Here is a 17556-nt window from a genome sequence, read left to right on the forward strand (position 1 = left end):
GCTCCGCCGCCATCCACTGCGCGTGCAACAGCGCGCCTTCGTCGTCTGAGGGTGCGCCTTTATGGATGCCGAATGTAATCGACGAGTGCCTTCGTATAAGCATCGGGCGCTCGATCGAGCAAGCTCACCACGATCGTCGCCGCGAACCCAGCCGGTACACCGAATACGCCGGAACTGATCGGATCGATGCCGAACCAGCGCGCCCCCGCGAACCCTGTCAGCTGCCTGAAATACGGATACGTCGAGACGATGTAATACACGCATACGCCCAACCCCGCGAGCATGCCCGCCACGGCGCCGCGCTGCGTCGTGCGCTTCCAAAACACGCCGAGCACGAGCACGGGGAAAAAACTCGACGCCGCAAGAGAAAATGCCGCGCCCACCAAGAACAAGATGTTCCCCGTATTGAGCGAGGCCACATACGACGCGAACAACGCCACGCCCAGCAGCAATATCTTCGAGATCGTCACGCGCCGCTGACTAGACGCCGAGGGATCGACCATGTGGTAGTAGACGTCGTGCGATAACGCATTGGCGATCGTCAGCAATAAACCATCGGCGGTCGACAACGCCGCTGCCAATGCCCCCGCCGCAACCAAGCCGGAGATGACATACGGCAACCCGGCAATTTCCGGCGCCGCCAGCACGATCATATCGGGCTGCATTCGAATCGCCGACCAGCGGATCACGCCCTCGCCGTTCCCGTCGCCAATGCTGAGCAGCGTCGGCTCCGCACGATGCCACTGCGTCACCCACGCAGGCCAGTCGGACATCGGCCGCCCCACGAGATGCGTCAACACCTCATACTTGATGAGCACCGCCAGCACCGGCGCGCTCACATAGAACAACGCAATGAAGAATAACGTCCACGCCACCGAACGCCGCGCAGAGCCGACGGACGTCGTCGTGTGATAGCGCGTCAGAATGTGCGGCAGACTCGCCGTGCCGAGCGACAAGCACAGCAATAGCGACAAAAAATTGCGTTCGTGCGTGCGCCGTTCGTCATCGTTAGGCGCGGGAAACGGTTCGTGCATCGGCACGGGATCGGTGGCGCGCGCGAGCAGGTCGTCACGCGCCTGCGTCCAAACGATACGGGCGGCGTGCGCATCGCGCGGAAATGCTTCGAGCGCGGCCTCGCGCTGATGAATCTCCCTGAGCGGCCCATTGCGTCGACGCAGGGTGTCCAACTCGCGCATGAGGCTCGCTTTCTCGTCGAGATACGAACCTGGCAACGCAGCGATTTGTGCGTCGATGTGAGCGGCTCGGTCCCGATACGCTGCGCGCACGCTGCGTTCTTCAGGCGCGTCGCGCACCGCGCGGTCCAGCTTCTCCATGCGCTGCATCAGCCGGCCATAGGTCAGTTGCGGCACCCATCCGAGGCCATCTTTGTGCGCGATCATCGACACCGGTATCAAGAACGCGCTGATGAGAATGATGTACTGCGCCACCTGCGTCCACGTCACCGCGCGCATGCCGCCAAGAAACGAACAGACGAGGATGCCGGCCAGCCCGCATGCGATGCCGATCGCAAAGTCCACGCCGATGAAACGCGTCGCGATGATCCCCACGCCTTGGATCTGCGCGACGAGATAAACGAACGAACACAGGATGGCCGCCATCGCGGCGATACCCCGCACGACGTTGCTCGAATAGCGTGTGCCCAAAAAATCGGGAATCGTATAGCGCGCGAGCTTGCGCACGTAGGGCGCAAGCAAGAACGCAACGAGACAGTAGCCGCCCGTCCATCCCATCAGATACGCGAGCCCATCGTAGCCCGTCGCGTAGATCGAGCCGGCCAAGCCGATGAAGGAAGCCGCGGAGAGCCAGTCCGCCGCTGTCGCCATGCCGTTGAATGCCGCGGGCACGCGCCGCCCCGCCACGTAGTATTCGACCAGATCGGATGTGCGCGACAGCAAGCCGATCACGGCATACACGGCGATCGGCACGAATAGGAATACATAGCCGACCCAAACACCCGGCCCCGCCGCACGTTCGACACGCCACATCGCATAGATGAACAGCAGGAAGCCGAGCGTATAGAGCGCATACGCGCGCACCAGCCGGTTCACGAGCTTCATCGCGCGGCGTCCTCAGTGGCGTCCCTAGTGGCGCCGCTCGCGGCATCGGTCACGACATCGGCATCGGCGGCCAGTCGCAAGCGCTGGTCCGCGCGCGTCATCGCCGCGATGTAGATGACGATCAGCAGCAGATAGATGAGAATCGCGCCTTGAGCGCCGAGGTAGAACGGCAATCGAAACCCGGCCACACGCACACTCGACAACGTCCGCGCGAAGAGGGGGACGACGAACGAGACGGCGAAGCCGATCAGCATCAGCACACTAATCAGCATCACATTGAAGCGCCAGTAACGCCGATGGGCAGCAGCCATTGCGCGCGATACCGGAGGCGGTTCGAGCGAGGTTTGTGCAATGGGATCGAAGGAGCGTGGCGCGGCCATGCGCCTATGTATCAAAAAGGCGCGGCACGGGCAATCGGGATTGTCCGCGCCGCGCCTGATCGCCGCGCCGCAAGTGGCCTAAAACGAGCACCGCACGCGCCGCTACGACGGGCGCGACGCGGCGCCGCCCGTCAACGCACCTGCGCGAGCTGATCGAGAATCGCGGGATTCTCCAGCGTCGAGACGTCTTGCGTGATCTCTTCGCCCTTGGCCAGCGAGCGCAGCAAGCGCCGCATGATCTTGCCGGAGCGGGTCTTCGGCAGGTTCTCGCCGAAGCGCACGTCCTTGGGCTTCGCGATCGGCCCGATCTCCTTGCCTACCCAAGCGCGCAACTCGTTGGCGAGCTTGACCGCCTCCTCGCCTTCCGGACGCGGCCGCTTGAGCACGACGAATGCGACAACGGCTTCCCCCGTCGTATCGTCGGGACGGCCCACCACGGCCGCTTCGGCGACCATCGGATTGGACACCAACGCCGACTCGATCTCCATCGTCCCGAGGCGGTGGCCCGAGACGTTGAGCACGTCGTCGATGCGGCCCATGATCGTGAAGTAGCCCGTTTCCTTGTCACGCACCGAGCCATCGCCAGCCAGATAGAGCTTGCCGCCCAACTCCTCCGGGAAATAGCTCTTCTTGAAGCGTTCGGGGTCGCCCCAGACGGTGCGCAGCATCGCCGGCCACGGCCGCTTCACGACGAGAATGCCGCCCTGCCCGTTCGGCACGTCCTGGCCCGTCTCGTCGACGATCGCAGCCATGATGCCCGGCAGCGGCAAAGTGCAGGAGCCCGGCACGAGCGGCGTCGCCCCCGGCATCGGCGCAATCATGTGCCCGCCCGTTTCCGTCTGCCACCACGTATCGACCACGGGGCAACGCGCACCGCCCACTTGCTCGTGATACCAGATCCACGCTTCAGGATTGATCGGTTCGCCAACGGTTCCGAGAATGCGCAAGCTCGACAAGTCGTAGCTCTTGGGATGCACCTTGGCGTCCGCCTCGGCAATCTTGATCAGCGAACGGATGGCCGTGGGCGCCGTATAGAAGATGCTGACCTTGTGCTTCTCGATCATGTTCCAGAAGCGGCCGCCGTCGGGGTAGGTCGGCACGCCTTCGAACACGACCTGCGTCGCGCCGAGCGCAAGCGGCCCATAGGTGATGTACGTGTGGCCCGTGACCCAGCCGATATCGGCCGTGCACCAGAACACGTCCGACGGCTTCCAGTCGAACGTCCATTTGATGGTCTGCGCGGCCCACAAGAGGTAGCCGCCCGTGCTGTGCTGCACGCCCTTGGGCTTGCCCGTCGAGCCCGACGTATAGAGCACGAACAAGGGATGCTCGGCGCCGACCCATTCGGGCTCGCAGGTATCGGCTTCCTGCGCGACAGCCTCGTGCATCCAAAGATCGCGCGATGCATCCCACTCGACCTTGCCGCCCGTGCGGCGATAGACGATCACGCTCTTGACGGCTTCGCATCCGCCCATCGCAAGCGCTTCGTCGGCAATCGCTTTGAGCGGCAGCGCCTTGCCGCCGCGCATTTGCTCGTCCGCCGTGACGAGCGCAACCGCGCCGACGTCCACGAGCCGCTCGTTGAGCGACTTCGACGAAAATCCGCCGAACACGACCGAATGCGGCGCGCCGATACGCGCGCAAGCCTGCATCGCGATGACGCCTTCGATCGACATCGGCATATAGATGACGACGCGATCGCCCTTCTTCACGCCGCGCCGCTTGAGCACATTGGCGAAGCGGCAGACGCGTTGCAACAAGTCCTGGTACGTGACGCGCGTGACGGCGCCGTCGTCGGCCTCGAAGACGATCGCCGTGCGATCGCCCTTGCCCGCTTCGACATGACGGTCCAGGCAGTTGTGCGACGCGTTCAGTTCGCCGTCCTCGAACCACGTGTAAAACGGCGCATTCGTTTCGTCGAGCACCTTGCTGAACGGCTTGCGCCACGTGAGGGTGTCGCGCGCGAGCTTCGCCCAAAAGCCGTCGTAATCCCGCTCGGCCTCGGCCATCAGCGCCCGGTATGCGTCCATTCCCGAAATCGTCGCCCCGGCCACGCTTTCCGCGGACGGCGCGAACACCCGACTTTCGTGAAGAACAGATTCAATCGCAGACATCGACAACTCCCTTATGGACAAGATGAAATCTGAATCCGGCGCCGGCCGATTTCGGCAGCGAACACATGCCGCGAAGCCGCGCGAGAAAGCATGAATGCCGCATCGCAACGAAGCCGGGCGCAATAACGCAGTATGCGGCAACGACCGGCGCTCCCGGCGCCGCTCACCGCCCAACATGACGCGAGGCGCCGCACCCCGCTCCGACAATAGTCACCGCACAGTAAAGGCAACAACTTACCGGCTACTTACAGTGCGCGCCATAGACCGTTCGGACAGTTCGGTAGATCGCGGAGCGCGTTGCAGGGCCTCGCTTCGAAGCCTCCTGCGGGTTTACGCTGCCACACGCATACCCCTACAATGCTAGCCGAACTTTCCCCCTGAGTTACAGCGTGAATCGATACGCCTGGTTCCTCATCGCCGCGATGCTGCTCGTCGGCAGCAACGTCGGCATCGGCAAGTCGATCGTCGCTTTCGTCCCCGTGCTCGTGTTCGCACTGCTGCGCTTCGTCATTGCGCTCGCCGTGCTCTGGCCGCTGCTGCGGCCGTCGAAGATGCGACGGGTCGCACGCGGCGAATGGCTCAATTTGTTTCTACAAGCGCTGTTCGGTACATTCGGGTTTACGCTGCTCATGCTGAGCGGCGTGGCGCGAACGAGCGCCGTCGCCGCCGGTGTCATCACGAGCACCATCCCCGCCGTCGTCGCGCTGTTCGCATGGGCGTTCCTCGGCGAACGGCCCAATCTGCGCGCAGTTGCGTCGATCGTGCTCGCAATGGTCGGCATCGTCGCGGTCAATCTGTCCCACACGCAGGCATCGGAGGGCGCAGCCGCCCAAGCCGGATCGCTGGTCGGCAACCTCATGGTGCTCGGCGCCGTCTGTTGCGAATCGCTCTATGTCATTTTGTCGCGGCGGCTCACGCAAACGCTCGCCGCCATCGATATTTGCGCCTACACCCATCTGTTCGGGTTTTTGCTGATGCTGCCGCTCGGCATCAAAGCGCTGGCGGGCTTCGACTATCGGGCCGTGCCGCCCGGCATCTGGGCGCTGACGCTCTGGTACGGGCTTTCGGCCAGCATCTTTTCCTTTTGGCTATGGATGAAGGGCATCCGCCACGTGCATGGCTCGCTCGCGGGCGTGTTCAGCGCCGTCCTGCCGATCGCGGCGGCGGCCTACGGCATCGTGTTCCTCCACGAGCGCCCGACGCTCGCCCACGGCATCGCGCTGGCGTGTGTCGTCACGGGCATTGCGATCGCGAGCGTCAACCTCAAGCGCGCGCCGCCCGTCGCACCGTGAGAGAAGTTCGGTCAGCGGCGCGGCGGGACGGCCGCTTGCGCAGCGCGGTACAATAACCCGATTTTTTGCGCCCTTTCAACGCCCTTCCGGCGCGCTGAAAAGTGCGATTGTTTCGACTTGCCGCTCCGTCCCCACAGCATCCAGCCATGACAGTCATCAAACAGGAAGACCTCATCCAGAGCGTCGCCGACGCGCTGCAGTACATCAGCTACTACCACCCGCTCGACTACATCCAGGCGCTCGGGCGTGCGTACGAGCTCGAACAAAGCCCCGCTGCGAAAGATGCGATCGCGCAGATCCTCACGAACAGCCGGATGTGCGCCGAAGGCCACCGGCCGATCTGCCAGGACACCGGCATCGTCACGGTCTTTTTGAAGATCGGCATGGACGTGCGTTGGGGCAGCGAGGCCGGCGCGGCCACGATGAGCGTGACCGACATGGTCAACGAAGGCGTGCGCCGCGGCTATCTGAATCCCGACAACGTGTTGCGCGCCTCGATCGTCAATCCGCCCGAAGGCGCCCGCAAGAACACGAAGGACAACACGCCTGCCGTCATCCACTATGAGATCGTGCCCGGCGACAAGGTCGACGTGCAGGTCGCGGCCAAGGGCGGCGGCTCGGAAAACAAGTCGAAGTTCGCGATGCTGAACCCCTCGGATTCGATCGTCGATTGGGTCCTGAAGACGGTGCCGACGATGGGCGCGGGCTGGTGCCCGCCCGGCATGCTCGGCATCGGCATCGGCGGCACGGCCGAGAAGGCGATGCTGATGGCCAAGGAATCGCTGATGGATCCCATCGACATCCAGGACATCATCGCGCGCGGTCCGCGCGATTGGATCGAAGAGCTACGCGTCGAGTTGCACGAGAAGGTGAACGCGCTCGGTATCGGCGCTCAGGGCCTCGGCGGCTTGGCAACGGTGCTCGATGTGAAGATCATGGCAGCGCCCACGCACGCGGCATCCAAACCGATCGCCATCATCCCGAACTGCGCGGCGACGCGCCATGCGCACTTCACGTTGGACGGCACGGGCGCGGCCCATCTCGAAGCGCCGCCGCTCGACGCTTGGCCGAAGGTGCATTGGCAGCCGAACACGGAGACGAGCAAGCGCGTCGATCTGAACACGCTCACGCCCGAGGAAGTCGCGAGCTGGAAGCCGGGGCAAACGCTGCTGCTGTCGGGCAAGATGCTGACCGGGCGCGACGCGGCGCACAAGCGCATCGCCGACATGCTGGCCAAGGGCGAGAAGCTGCCCGTGGACTTCACGAATCGCGTGATCTATTACGTCGGCCCGGTCGATCCGGTCCGCGACGAAGTGGTGGGGCCCGCAGGCCCGACCACGGCCACGCGCATGGATAAGTTCACCGAGATGATGCTCGCGCAAACGGGGCTCATCTCGATGGTCGGCAAGGCCGAGCGCGGCCCCGTCGCCATCGACGCGATCAAGAAGCACAAGGCGGCCTACCTGATGGCAGTGGGCGGCGCGGCGTATCTCGTGTCGAAGGCGATTCGCGGCGCGAAGGTGCTCGCGTTCGAAGATCTCGGGATGGAAGCCATCTACGAGTTCGACGTCGCCGATATGCCGGTGACGGTCGCCGTCGATTCGACCGGCACGTCGGTGCACCAAACGGGTCCGAAGGAGTGGCAAGCCAAAATCGGCAAGCTCCCGGTCGTCACGGCATAAGCGGCCTATCTCGAAAGAGAAGGCTGTGTTTGACGAGGAAAGCCGGGTGAATTCCCGGCTTTTTCGATGGTGCGCTTGGCCGTTCGGCCGGCTACAGGCGTCAAACCTTGGCTTTTGCGGGTTGAGCGTTTATCGTTGGCGTTCAACAAACACAGCCCACATGAAGGAACCGACATGCAAGGCGACACGAAAGTCATCGAATATTTGAACGCGCAACTGAAGAACGAGCTGACGGCGATCAACCAGTACTTCTTGCATGCGCGCATGTACAAGCATTGGGGGCTCGAAAAGCTCGGCAAACACGAGTACGACGAGTCGATCGGCGAAATGAAGCATGCCGATATGTTGATCGAACGCGTTTTCATGCTCGACGGCCTGCCCAATCTGCAGGATCTGCACAAGCTCTTGATCGGCGAAGAAACGAAAGAAATCCTCGAGTGCGATTTGAAGCTCGAGCAAGGCTCGCAAGCAACCTGCAAGGAAGCGATCGCCTACTGCGAATCGGTTCGCGATTTCGTCTCCCGCGGCATTTTCTCGACGATCCTCGACGACACCGAAGAGCACATCGATTGGCTGGAAACGCAACTCGATTTGATCGACAAGATCGGCATCCAGAACTATCAGCAATCGGCGATGGGCTCGTCGTCCGAGTCCTGATCGAGCCGATGACGCACGCTTGAGCCGCCAGCCATGATCGTTCAGCACGAATCCCCCTCCTCCGCGCTCGCCACACCGAGCAACCAAGCGCCGATCGGCATTTTCGATTCGGGGCTTGGCGGGTTGTCGGTGCTACGGGCCGTACGGGCGCTACTGCCGCATGAAGCGCTGCTCTATGTCGCCGATTCGCAGCACGCGCCCTACGGCTCGCGCGACAACGAGTTCATCACCGAGCGCACGCTCGCCATCGGCAAATGGCTCGTCTCGCAAGGGGCCAAGGCCCTCGTCGTCGCCTGCAATACGGCAACCGCCGAGGCGATCGCGCTTGCGCGCACGCAGCTGTCGATCCCGATCATCGGCGTCGAGCCCGGCATCAAGCCTGCAGCCAGTCAATCGGCTTCCCGCATTGCGGGCGTGCTGGCGACACAAGTCACACTGCGCAGCGAGCGCTTCCGCTCGTTGATCGAGCGTTACGCAGCCGATTGCCGGTTCATTTGCCAACCGGGGCACGGGCTCGTGGAAGCCGTCGAGCGATGCGAGACCGACACGCCCGCAGTGCGGGCGTTGCTGGCAAGCTATATCGAACCGATGCTGACAGCCGGGGCGGATACGCTCGTGCTGGGTTGCACGCACTACCCGTTTCTCGATGCCCCGATACGTGCGATCGCCGGGTCGCGGCTCACCCTCATCGATACCAGTGTGGCCATCGCGAGGCAACTCGAGCGGGTGCTCGATGCGAACGGTCTGCGCGCGCCCGCCGGCGAGCTTGCGCCGCCGCCGAGGCTGTGTTCGACCGGCGACGGAGCGCACTTGCACAGGCTCGCATCGACGCTGCTCGGGCTGAATACACCGGTCGAACGAGTAACGATCGACACGCATCCCATCGCCCACGGCAATCCCGCGGCGGCCTAGCGCTCCCTCTTCCTGTCGAATGGGCGTCGCGGCTCCCGGCGACGCTCAACCCGCGCGTTCACTCATTACTCCGCAGTTGGAAATTAGGGTCCGACACGACGCAATGATGTTGCTCGGCTGGTACAAAAAAATCAGACGCCGTGCTTGCCAAGCGCTGGAAACGTAATGATAATAGTTCGCATTAACGTTTTGCTGTCACCGAGCCATGATCGTCTGCGTGTGCAAGTCCGTATCCGACCGCAAGATCCGCGCAGCCATCGCGGACGGGGCCGACTCATTCGAAGCATTGCAATTCGAGCTTGGCGTGGCGACCTGCTGCGGCAAGTGCGAGCAGTCGGTGCGTGAAGTGATGGCCCAGTGCGGCATCTGCGAAAGCCAATGCGGCGTCGAGCGGCGAGCCCCGGCTCAACCCGCTCACATAACGTTTTACGAGCGCAAAGCTGCTTAAGCCCGCGGCCACGCACGCTTTCCGCTTCCCCATATCGGCACGCCAGTTCGCTACCGCCAGCAGCCGCCCGTTTCGCTCTAGGAGTTCGAGATGGAATTGCTTATCGGTTTCGTTGCGACGGTGTGTATCTCTTGGCTGATCTGCCGCCCTTAGCTGGACTAGACATCGTCCGGTCAATTGCGGATGCAGCGTCGCACGACGTTCGCGATAAGATGCGAGCTTCCTCCCTTGCTTCCCGGCTTTGAGCCTGTCGCGTTTTCGGCATGTTTCGTTCGCGCATCGTTCCTTCTTTCGTGTTTGTGGCGCTCGCCCACGCGGCGCTGCTCGCCGTCCTCGCGACGCGCACCGACGCACCGGTTCCACGGCACTTGCAGTCCGCGGCCATGATGGCTCAGTTGCTCGCGCCCGCACCCAATGCCGACCGCACGTTCGCGCCCCCTGTTCCCGAGCAAACCGCACGAACCCAGCACACCCAAACCGACAACCGCGCAGCGCAGCACGCCGGGGCACGGCACGCTCCCGCACCGCCCGCAACGGTGGTTCGACCCGCGGCCGATGCCGCGCCCCACCCTGTCGCACAAGCGGCGGCCGCGCCGCCAGATCAAACCACCCGGCAAGCCGCACAGGCCGCCGCGAACGCGAGCCCCGCGAGCGCCGCGAATACCGTGCGCCCGCCCGAATCGGGGTCGGTGAATGCCGCCGCGGCGTCCGCTGCGCGCGCGACGATCGCGTTGGCTGCGCCGAAGCGCGTCGAGCGCGCGGACTGTCGCATCGTCAAACCGTCGTACCCCGACTTGTCCAAGCGGCGCGAGGAAACCGGCACTGCCACCGTGCGGTTCGTCATCGACACGGCCGGCGCGATCGGCAACATCACGCTCGTCAAAAGCAGCGGCTTCTCACGGCTCGACGATGCAGCAATTCAAGCACTGCGGGAAAGCGCGTGCCGCCCTTACGATGAAAACGGCACCCCGATACGCGTTTCGTTCGAACAAGCTTTCACGTTCGGGCTCGACGACGATTGAGCAGCGGCCAGCGCCTCGTTCGTATGCAGGCTCGTATGCAGTTGCTGTGCGGGCCGTGTTTCTCTGCTGTCGAACATGAGACGAGCGCGACCATGCGGACCGCCCGCCACGACGCGACCGAGACAAAGACGGAAGGGATATGAAGTAAAAGGCCCCCATCGGGCGATGAGGGCCTTTTTTTGCGCGCACGCAGCGCCTTCGGGCGGCGGGCTCGTTGGCCATCGGACTGGCTCGAGCACCGCATGCGATCGCCGTACCCTGTACGGACCACGCTTTCAGCCCTATCCGGCTCGCTATAAAAGCAGCCGTCTGGTTTCGCATTGGACGCCCCAACGCGAAGGCACTTCACTATAGATCGGCCCGCTCGACGCTACAAGATGGCGGCCATTGAAACTACTGATCGTCAGCGCAGCTTAAATGGCAAAAACGATGCGCCCGAGCGCTCGTTTCATCAACGGGCCGGTTCGGCCACCGTCACGGGCGCGGCCATGCTCGCCAATTGCGCCGCCTTGAACTGCTCGCGAGTCGGGCATTCGGCCATTTTGTGAGTGTTCTCATCGAGCTTTTCGACGAGATAGTCGACGAATGCCCGCACCGCCGGCACCATGCCCTGCCTCGAGACGAACACGGCGAAAAGCTGCGGCGTCGGCAGCGTCCACCCGGGCATGACGGGCGAGAGTTGGCCCGCGCGCAACGCGGCACCGTACATCATCTCGGGCAGCGCAGCGATGCCGATACCGTCGAGCACCGCTTCTCGTATCGTCGACAAATCGGCTGTCACCAGACGTGGCTCGTGCTCGTGAACGTGCCGGTGCCCGTCGGGCGCGATGAGCGTAAAAACGTGACGACCATCCGCACTGGGCGTGTCGAGCGTCTCGAAGCGCCCCAGATCGGCCGGCGCGACGGGCGGCGCATGTTGGCTCAGCAAACTAGGCGCACCGACCAGCAACTGCTGCGTCCGCCACAACGGCCGTACGACGATGTTGGCGTTGTCCGGCGGATCGGAGCGCACACGCAGCGCCACGTCGATCGAATCTTCGTAAAGATCGATGACGCGATTGGTCACACGGATCGAAACGCGAACCTCGGGATAGCGCAGCAGGAATTCGGGAAGGATATTCGAGAGGATCGTCTGCGAAACCGTCACGGGGACGCTCACGCGCACGGTGCCTCGCGGGGCCGAGCGTAGTTCTTGCACGGCATTCATCGCCGCTTGCGCTTCGGCAAGCATGACTTGGCAATGCCGAAAGAAGCGCTCGCCTGCCTCCGTCAGCGAAAGCTTGCGCGTGGAGCGTTGGAGCAAGCGCACGCCGATCGACGTTTCGAGCTCGGCCACGCGCCGCGATAGGCGAGATTTGGAAATACCCAGCACGCGTTCGGCAGCCGAAAAACCACCGTGTTCGACGACTTGCGCGAAGTACATCAAGTCATTGAGATTTTGCGAATCGAGTTGCATGTCATCGTTCCAACGGTAGGACAATCTATTGCCGCGGCTACGGCTAAAACGCGCGCGCATCGGTTCATATAATAGACCTCACCCGCTCACCCAACGCACGCGCGTTTCACCGAGGACCATCGTTCATGGCCGCATCCCGCACGATCCGCCACACCATCGCAGCTGCTCGCACGGTCGAGGGAGGCGGTTTCGTCGTTCATCGGCCGTTCCCGACCCGCATGTTATCGGACTTCGACCCGTTCCTGCTGCTCGACGAAATGGGCCCTGCCGACTATGCGCCCGGCCAAGCGAAGGGCGCGCCCGATCACCCGCATCGTGGCTTCGAAACCGTCACGTACCTGCTCGAAGGCAGCTTCGCGCATCGAGATTCCGCAGGCCATCGCGGCGTGCTTCGTCCCGGCGACGTGCAGTGGATGACGGCCGGCGCCGGCGTCGTGCACAGCGAAATGCCGGACCCCGCGCTCGTTCGCACCGGCGGCCGCGTGCATGGATTGCAGTTGTGGGTGAACTTGCCGCGAAAAGACAAGATGATCGAGCCGCGCTATCAGGAAATTCCGTCGGAGCGCATCCCGACGGCGAGAAGCAGCGACGGCAAAATCAGCGTCAGAGTCATCGCGGGCGAAGCGCTGGGTGTCAAAGCGGTGATCGAAACGCGCACACCCATCCTGTACCAACACTTCACGCTCGAGCCGGGCGCATCGATCACGCAACCGGTGCCGAGCGCCTATCGCGTCTTCGCGTACGCGCTGAACGGTACCGGACGCTACGGCGACGAACAGCGCGAAATCGGTGCGCAACGAATGGTCGTGTTCGGCGATGACGGCGAGGCCGTTACGCTGACCGCCGGCGCGGAGCGACTCGACGTTCTGCTGATCGGCGGTGTGCCGTTGAACGAGCCAGTCGTGCGGCACGGCCCCTTCGTCATGAACACGGAAGACGAGATCCGCCAAGCCATCGTCGACTATCAAGCCGGACGGATGGGCCAGATCGCTCATTGAAGCGGCAACGGCCCGCGCCGCTCGCGGACCGCACCGCGGCGCGGATGTCTGAGAATTGCGTCACAATAGCCGCTCGCGCCGCCGGAACATGCGAGCAGATCGATCGGACGGCGCGCTTTCCAGGAGGATGGGCATGAGCGAGCGCGTTGTGACGGCAACCATCGGTGCGGTGAGCTATCAAGTCGACTTCGACGATGGCGCCCATCATTTATGGCACGCCGACGAACCCACCGAGCTGGGCGGCGGCGACCGCGCGCCCACCCCGGTATCGCTTTTGCTTTCCGGATTAGGTGCATGCACGTCCATCACGCTGAAAATGTATGCGCAGCGCAAGGGCTGGCCGCTCGCGGACGTGCAGGTATCGCTATCGATGAAAACCGGCGACCAGGGCTCGACGATCGATCGCAAGATCGTCTTGCACGGTGAACTCACGGACGAACAACGAGAACGTCTGCTGCAAATCGCAAACGCGTGCCCCGTTCATAGGATCTTGACGCGCCCAATCGAGATCAACACCGGGCTTGCCGCCACGTTGCCTGCGATGCCCGACGACGCGTAAGCTGCCCGCCCGTTGTATTTGACTGCAGAAGGAACTTCACTTGAATTTCGAACACCTCGTCCAAGTCAACGATCCGCTCAACCCGCTTGCGGAAACGCTGACGCGCGAGCAGTTGTGGGAAGGTCTCGTGCTGCGCGCGGAGCAACCTCAGCTTTTCGTGCTGGGACTCGACAGTTGCACGATCCTGTCGCGCACCGGCGATACGCTCGAGCGCGAGTTGCACTACGGTCATGCTACCGTGCGCGATCGCGTGACGCTGACGCCGCATGAGAGCGTGCGCTACGACATTCTCGCGACGGAAGCTTACGTTGGTGGTTCGCTCACGATGACGATCGAGCAACCGGACGCGCTGCAACTGTTTCTGCGGTTCGAGTACGAGACGACGCTGCCCACGCCCGATACCGAAGACGCCCGGCAAACCAGCGAGATCGTGAAATCGGCCTACCGGGAAGCGGATATCGACACCGTGCGCCTCATTCGGGAATATTCCCGCGCACCGCGACGGCCCGACGCGCTCCACTGAAACGGCAAGCGGCGCGAATCGCTCGGGCATACGGCCATCGCGTCCGATGGCCGCGCCCTATCAACGGGCTATCTCAATGAATTTGTTTTTTGCAATCGATAATGATTCTCATTTATAATTCATCTCATCGAATCTACTATCAAATGCTAAGAGCATGAGCGAACCCACTCGGCAGCCTATGTTAACGTTGAGAGCGTCCACGAGCAGTTCGGCGCGCCCGCGCTCGGCAAACCGAACGACTGCAGCGCTCGTCACGCCGCGAACCGGCGCCCATCGCGAACAACACCGTGAAACGGCAGGTCAGCCCGCGCACCGCGGGGAAAAAACGGAACGCACGCTTTCAAGCGATCACTTATTGCAAGGCCAACATCTCGTCTTTATCGCTCACAACGGCGAGCGGTATCAGTTGCGCCAGACGCGTCTCGGAAAGCTCATTCTGACGAAGTAAGTACCGGGTATTGTGGGGACCACCTCCTTGAGAGGTGTTAGGCAGTAGCCAGCGCAACGGCAAGCACGCGAGTCTAGACCCCTTCGTGCGCATTCTTCAGCTACGTTGCAGCCAGCCATGCCGCTTTTTTGGGGGCGATGTCTTGTCGCTCGTTCTAGCCGAACTCGGTCTCGCCCCTTGTTGGGGAGCCGATTTCGCTTTCGCTTCTTTTACTTCGTTCGCTTCTTTTACTTCCTTCGTTTCCGTTCGCCCCAAACGGCATCGGCCGCCCGGCGATGCGTCTGAAGCGCATACATCGCCCTTACCGCCCTCACCGCCCTTGCCGTTTATCCCTAGCGCGTAAAGCCCCAGAACATCAACCACCACGCGCTGTCAGCCACCGCGAGCGCGGCGACGAAGCACGTCATCGCACCCACGCGTACGAGAACGCGCGACGCATATCGACCCGTAATGCCCCATGCAAGCCGTGCGCTCCACGCATTCGCGATTGCCAGCACGCCGATGCGAACGGTGGACGCCCAATCGAGCGGAACGTGCTCAGCTCGAAGCAACGACAACGTCGTAGCGGACAACCCCAGGAACACACCCGTTCCGGCAACGGGGATGAGCGCCTGCGCTAGGTGGTGCAAGCGCGCACGATCGAACCGGCCGAGTACACGTGTGCCCGCCGCCAGCAACGCCAGCAGTGTGGTGCCGTACACGAGCGCCGTCGCCAAGATGTAGCCGATCAGCAAGGTGCCGTCGAGCCAAGAAAATACGTCGTTCTGATCGGGGTAATGCGTAAAGATGAACCACGGCGCGTTGGTATCGAGCATCCACGTCACATCATGGTCGATGAGCCAGGTCGCGAGCCATTGCTTGATGTCGATGAACCACGGGCTCACCGTCCAGTGAAACGCGCCGATCGCGATGCCGAGCAGACCGTACAAAATGAGCGCCGTATCCCAGCCATTAGCCGCATCGCGACCAAGTTCCACGACTTCCTGCGAAGGCGAGCGCCACGCCAGTGAAATCGCATCGCGATGGCCGCTGCAACGACCGCACATATGGCAGGCCGCCGCCCCCTTCATGCTTCTCAATGGAACCAAGGGCGCACAGTTGATCGGGATGACGCGATGACCGCGCTCGCCTCCCGTGTACGAGCGCCGCCATGCGGCCTCGTCGACTCGATAGTGGAACGGCGCAAGACGCGCCAGCAGTGCAAATACGCCATTGACGGGACACAGATAACGACACCAGATGCGCTTGTCGCGTCCATACAGGAAGCCGATCACCATCGCCGCCAACGTGGAGCCGCCCAATACGAGCAGCACGGCCCGCGGATACTGATAGACGCTAACCATTTGGCCATAAATCGTCGTCAGGCCGAACGCGACGAATGGCCACCCACCCCACCGCATCCACCGCGGAATCGCCCGCCCCCGGCCGTGACGGCTCGCGAACTCCGCCAACGCGCCTTCCGGGCACAGCACGCCACACCAAACGCGGCCAAGCAAAACCATCGAGAGCAACACGAACGGCCACCAGATGCCCCAAAACACGAACTGGGCCGCCAACGTGAGATTGTTCCAGAGATGCGCGGCATGATCGGGCAGCGGCAAACACGCGGGCACGATGATGAGAAAGGCATAGACCGCGACGACGGTCCATTGAATCGCGCGAATCGTTGCGCCATTGCGCTGCATCCACGCGCCGACGCGGGCAAGCCGCCCAGCGCCGGCGTCAGACAATGGCGTCGTGCTCATGCCGTCCGCCCCGCTTGCGCGGCCGGCATCCGGCCGGCGCGCCGTGCAAGCCAACCCACCACGAGCCAGTACAACGCATAGACGATGAGGTTGGTGAGAGACGGATGCGCGCGATAGCCCGTAAGCGTTGCCACCAGCGAACCGACTGTGCTCGAATCGTCGAGGATCGCAGAACTATTCCATACCTGCGAAATGCCGAGCGGCAGGATTTCCTTGTCGATCAGCTTGTCCGCCCCCGTTTGCAGCAGGCCGGCGCCGAGCAGCAACAGCATGATTTCAGTGACGCGGAAAAAGCGGCGCCACGAGAAGATGCGGCCGCCCAATTGCAGGATGTAGAACGTCAGGAATGCGAGACCGAGCCCCAGTGCAATGGCGAGCACGTCGCTTTCCCTCACATGTCCCGACTGCCCGAACCCGAGCCCATAGAGGAAGATGACCGTCTCGCTCCCTTCTCGGGCAATCGCCAAGGCGACGAGCACGGCGACGCCCCAACCGTTGCCGTCGCGCGTGCGCTCCTGCAGCGAGCGCTCCATGTCGCGCTTGAGCGTGCGGCCGTGACGCTTCATCCATAGCACCATCTGCACGATCAGCACGCACGCGACGAGCACCATGCCTATCTGGAAGTAGTCGGCCGCATCGCCCGAAAGGAATTCACTGAACCCGACGAGCGCCGCACCGAGGGCCACGGCTGCCAGCATGCCGGCGCCGACACCCGCCCACAGATACGGCAATCCGCGCCGCGCGTCGGTGTCGCCATTCTTTAGCCACGCGTACAGAATGCCTACGACAAGCAAAGCCTCGACGCTCTCGCGCCATACGACGAACAATACCTGGCCCATCCGATGCTCTCCGCGCGCACGACGTTCGACGGCCGTGCGCAAAAACCGCTACTTCACGACGATGACGCCTTGCGCCGCTTGATGAAAATCGTCGAAAAACTTGTATTCGCCCGGCGACTGGGGAGCGACCACCACGACCGATTCAGCGCCCGGCGCGAGGACCTTTTCTTTGCGCAGCTGGACGCTTTCGAACTCGGCGGCGCCCTTGCCGGTGTTGCGCACTTCGATGCGGATGCGCTTGCCTGCGGGCACCTCGATGCGCGCGGGCGTCAGCTTGCCGTCGGCCATTTCCAACTTGACGGTGACCGCATCGTCCGCCGCCCGCACCGACATGCAAGCGACGGCAAGCGAACAGGCCAGCGCGACTTTCAAACGCAAATTCATGCTTTCGCTCCCCTATCTC

General features: G+C 63.0%; 17 protein-coding genes. 10 read left to right on the forward strand and 7 right to left on the reverse strand.

The window, feature by feature from the left end; genetic code table 11:
• Window positions 1-59: 59 nt before the first annotated feature.
• The 3 genes from MMB74_RS20740 to acs form a co-directional block, all read right to left on the reverse strand.
• Window positions 60-2078 (reverse strand): sodium:solute symporter family protein, encoded by a 2019-nt coding sequence (locus MMB74_RS20740; protein ID WP_277430535.1) that lies wholly within the window; start codon window positions 2076-2078, stop codon window positions 60-62.
• The gene (locus tag MMB74_RS20745; protein WP_277430536.1) at window positions 2075-2389 is read right to left on the reverse strand and encodes a sodium/substrate symporter small subunit; all 315 of its coding nucleotides are present in this window, start codon (window positions 2387-2389) and stop codon (window positions 2075-2077) included. Before MMB74_RS20745 ends, MMB74_RS20740 begins: the two co-directional genes overlap by 4 nt.
• A 200-nt stretch (window positions 2390-2589) precedes the next feature.
• A complete protein-coding gene (gene acs, locus MMB74_RS20750; protein WP_277430537.1) occupies window positions 2590-4572 on the reverse strand; it encodes an acetate--CoA ligase in 1983 nt (660 codons plus the stop codon).
• Between the two features lie 389 nt (window positions 4573-4961).
• Between acs and MMB74_RS20755 the strand changes: the two genes are divergently transcribed.
• The 6 genes from MMB74_RS20755 to MMB74_RS20780 all read left to right on the forward strand — a co-directional run bounded on the left by MMB74_RS20755 (window position 4962) and on the right by MMB74_RS20780 (window position 10585).
• Window positions 4962-5864, forward strand: a complete 903-nt coding sequence (locus tag MMB74_RS20755; protein WP_277430538.1) for a DMT family transporter — start codon at window positions 4962-4964, stop codon at window positions 5862-5864.
• A gap of 146 nt (window positions 5865-6010) precedes the next feature.
• Window positions 6011-7546, forward strand: a complete 1536-nt coding sequence (locus tag MMB74_RS20760; RefSeq protein ID WP_277430539.1) for a fumarate hydratase — start codon at window positions 6011-6013, stop codon at window positions 7544-7546.
• Window positions 7547-7720: 174 nt separating this feature from the next.
• Complete coding sequence (bfr, locus tag MMB74_RS20765) at window positions 7721-8203, forward strand: bacterioferritin (RefSeq protein WP_277430540.1); 483 nt, start codon at window positions 7721-7723, stop codon at window positions 8201-8203.
• A gap of 33 nt (window positions 8204-8236) precedes the next feature.
• On the forward strand, window positions 8237-9115 hold the full coding sequence (murI, locus tag MMB74_RS20770; RefSeq protein ID WP_277430541.1) for a glutamate racemase: 879 nt from the start codon (window positions 8237-8239) through the stop codon (window positions 9113-9115).
• A gap of 205 nt (window positions 9116-9320) precedes the next feature.
• Window positions 9321-9563 (forward strand): (2Fe-2S)-binding protein, encoded by a 243-nt coding sequence (locus MMB74_RS20775; RefSeq protein WP_277430542.1) that lies wholly within the window; start codon window positions 9321-9323, stop codon window positions 9561-9563.
• Window positions 9564-9826: 263 nt separating this feature from the next.
• Window positions 9827-10585 (forward strand): energy transducer TonB, encoded by a 759-nt coding sequence (locus tag MMB74_RS20780; RefSeq protein WP_277430543.1) that lies wholly within the window; start codon window positions 9827-9829, stop codon window positions 10583-10585.
• A 451-nt stretch (window positions 10586-11036) separates the two neighbouring features.
• Here the strand turns inward: MMB74_RS20780 and MMB74_RS20785 are convergent, their stop codons facing one another.
• Window positions 11037-12041, reverse strand: coding sequence for a LysR family transcriptional regulator (locus MMB74_RS20785; protein ID WP_277430544.1), 1005 nt, complete (start codon window positions 12039-12041; stop codon window positions 11037-11039).
• Window positions 12042-12166: 125 nt separating this feature from the next.
• On the opposite strand from MMB74_RS20785, the gene MMB74_RS20790 reads away from it, so the two are divergent.
• The 4 genes from MMB74_RS20790 to MMB74_RS20805 all read left to right on the forward strand — a co-directional run bounded on the left by MMB74_RS20790 (window position 12167) and on the right by MMB74_RS20805 (window position 14569).
• A complete protein-coding gene (locus MMB74_RS20790; protein ID WP_277430545.1) occupies window positions 12167-13039 on the forward strand; it encodes a pirin family protein in 873 nt (290 codons plus the stop codon).
• 133 nt (window positions 13040-13172) lie between these two features.
• Complete coding sequence (locus MMB74_RS20795) at window positions 13173-13598, forward strand: OsmC family protein (protein WP_277430546.1); 426 nt, start codon at window positions 13173-13175, stop codon at window positions 13596-13598.
• A gap of 40 nt (window positions 13599-13638) precedes the next feature.
• Window positions 13639-14121: an SRPBCC family protein gene (locus MMB74_RS20800; RefSeq protein ID WP_277430547.1), complete on the forward strand. Its 483-nt coding sequence runs from the start codon at window positions 13639-13641 to the stop codon at window positions 14119-14121.
• Window positions 14122-14275: 154 nt separating this feature from the next.
• Entirely contained in the window at window positions 14276-14569 is a 294-nt protein-coding gene (locus MMB74_RS20805) for a hemin uptake protein HemP (RefSeq protein ID WP_277430548.1), read from the forward strand.
• Window positions 14570-14901: 332 nt separating this feature from the next.
• On the opposite strand, the gene MMB74_RS20810 is transcribed toward MMB74_RS20805, so the two are convergent.
• From MMB74_RS20810 to MMB74_RS20820, 3 genes are read right to left on the reverse strand one after another with little or no spacing between them, the layout of a single operon-like run.
• The gene (locus MMB74_RS20810) at window positions 14902-16314 is read right to left on the reverse strand and encodes a 4Fe-4S binding protein (protein ID WP_277430549.1); all 1413 of its coding nucleotides are present in this window, start codon (window positions 16312-16314) and stop codon (window positions 14902-14904) included.
• The gene (locus tag MMB74_RS20815; RefSeq protein ID WP_277430550.1) at window positions 16311-17153 is read right to left on the reverse strand and encodes an FTR1 family protein; all 843 of its coding nucleotides are present in this window, start codon (window positions 17151-17153) and stop codon (window positions 16311-16313) included. The genes MMB74_RS20810 and MMB74_RS20815 overlap by 4 nt, the downstream gene beginning before the upstream one ends.
• A gap of 48 nt (window positions 17154-17201) precedes the next feature.
• Entirely contained in the window at window positions 17202-17537 is a 336-nt protein-coding gene (locus tag MMB74_RS20820; RefSeq protein WP_277430551.1) for a cupredoxin domain-containing protein, read from the reverse strand.
• Between the last annotated feature and the right edge of the window lie 19 nt (window positions 17538-17556).

The organism is Trinickia sp. Y13 (genome assembly GCF_029522115.1).
Classification (GTDB): Bacteria; Pseudomonadota; Gammaproteobacteria; order Burkholderiales; family Burkholderiaceae; genus Trinickia.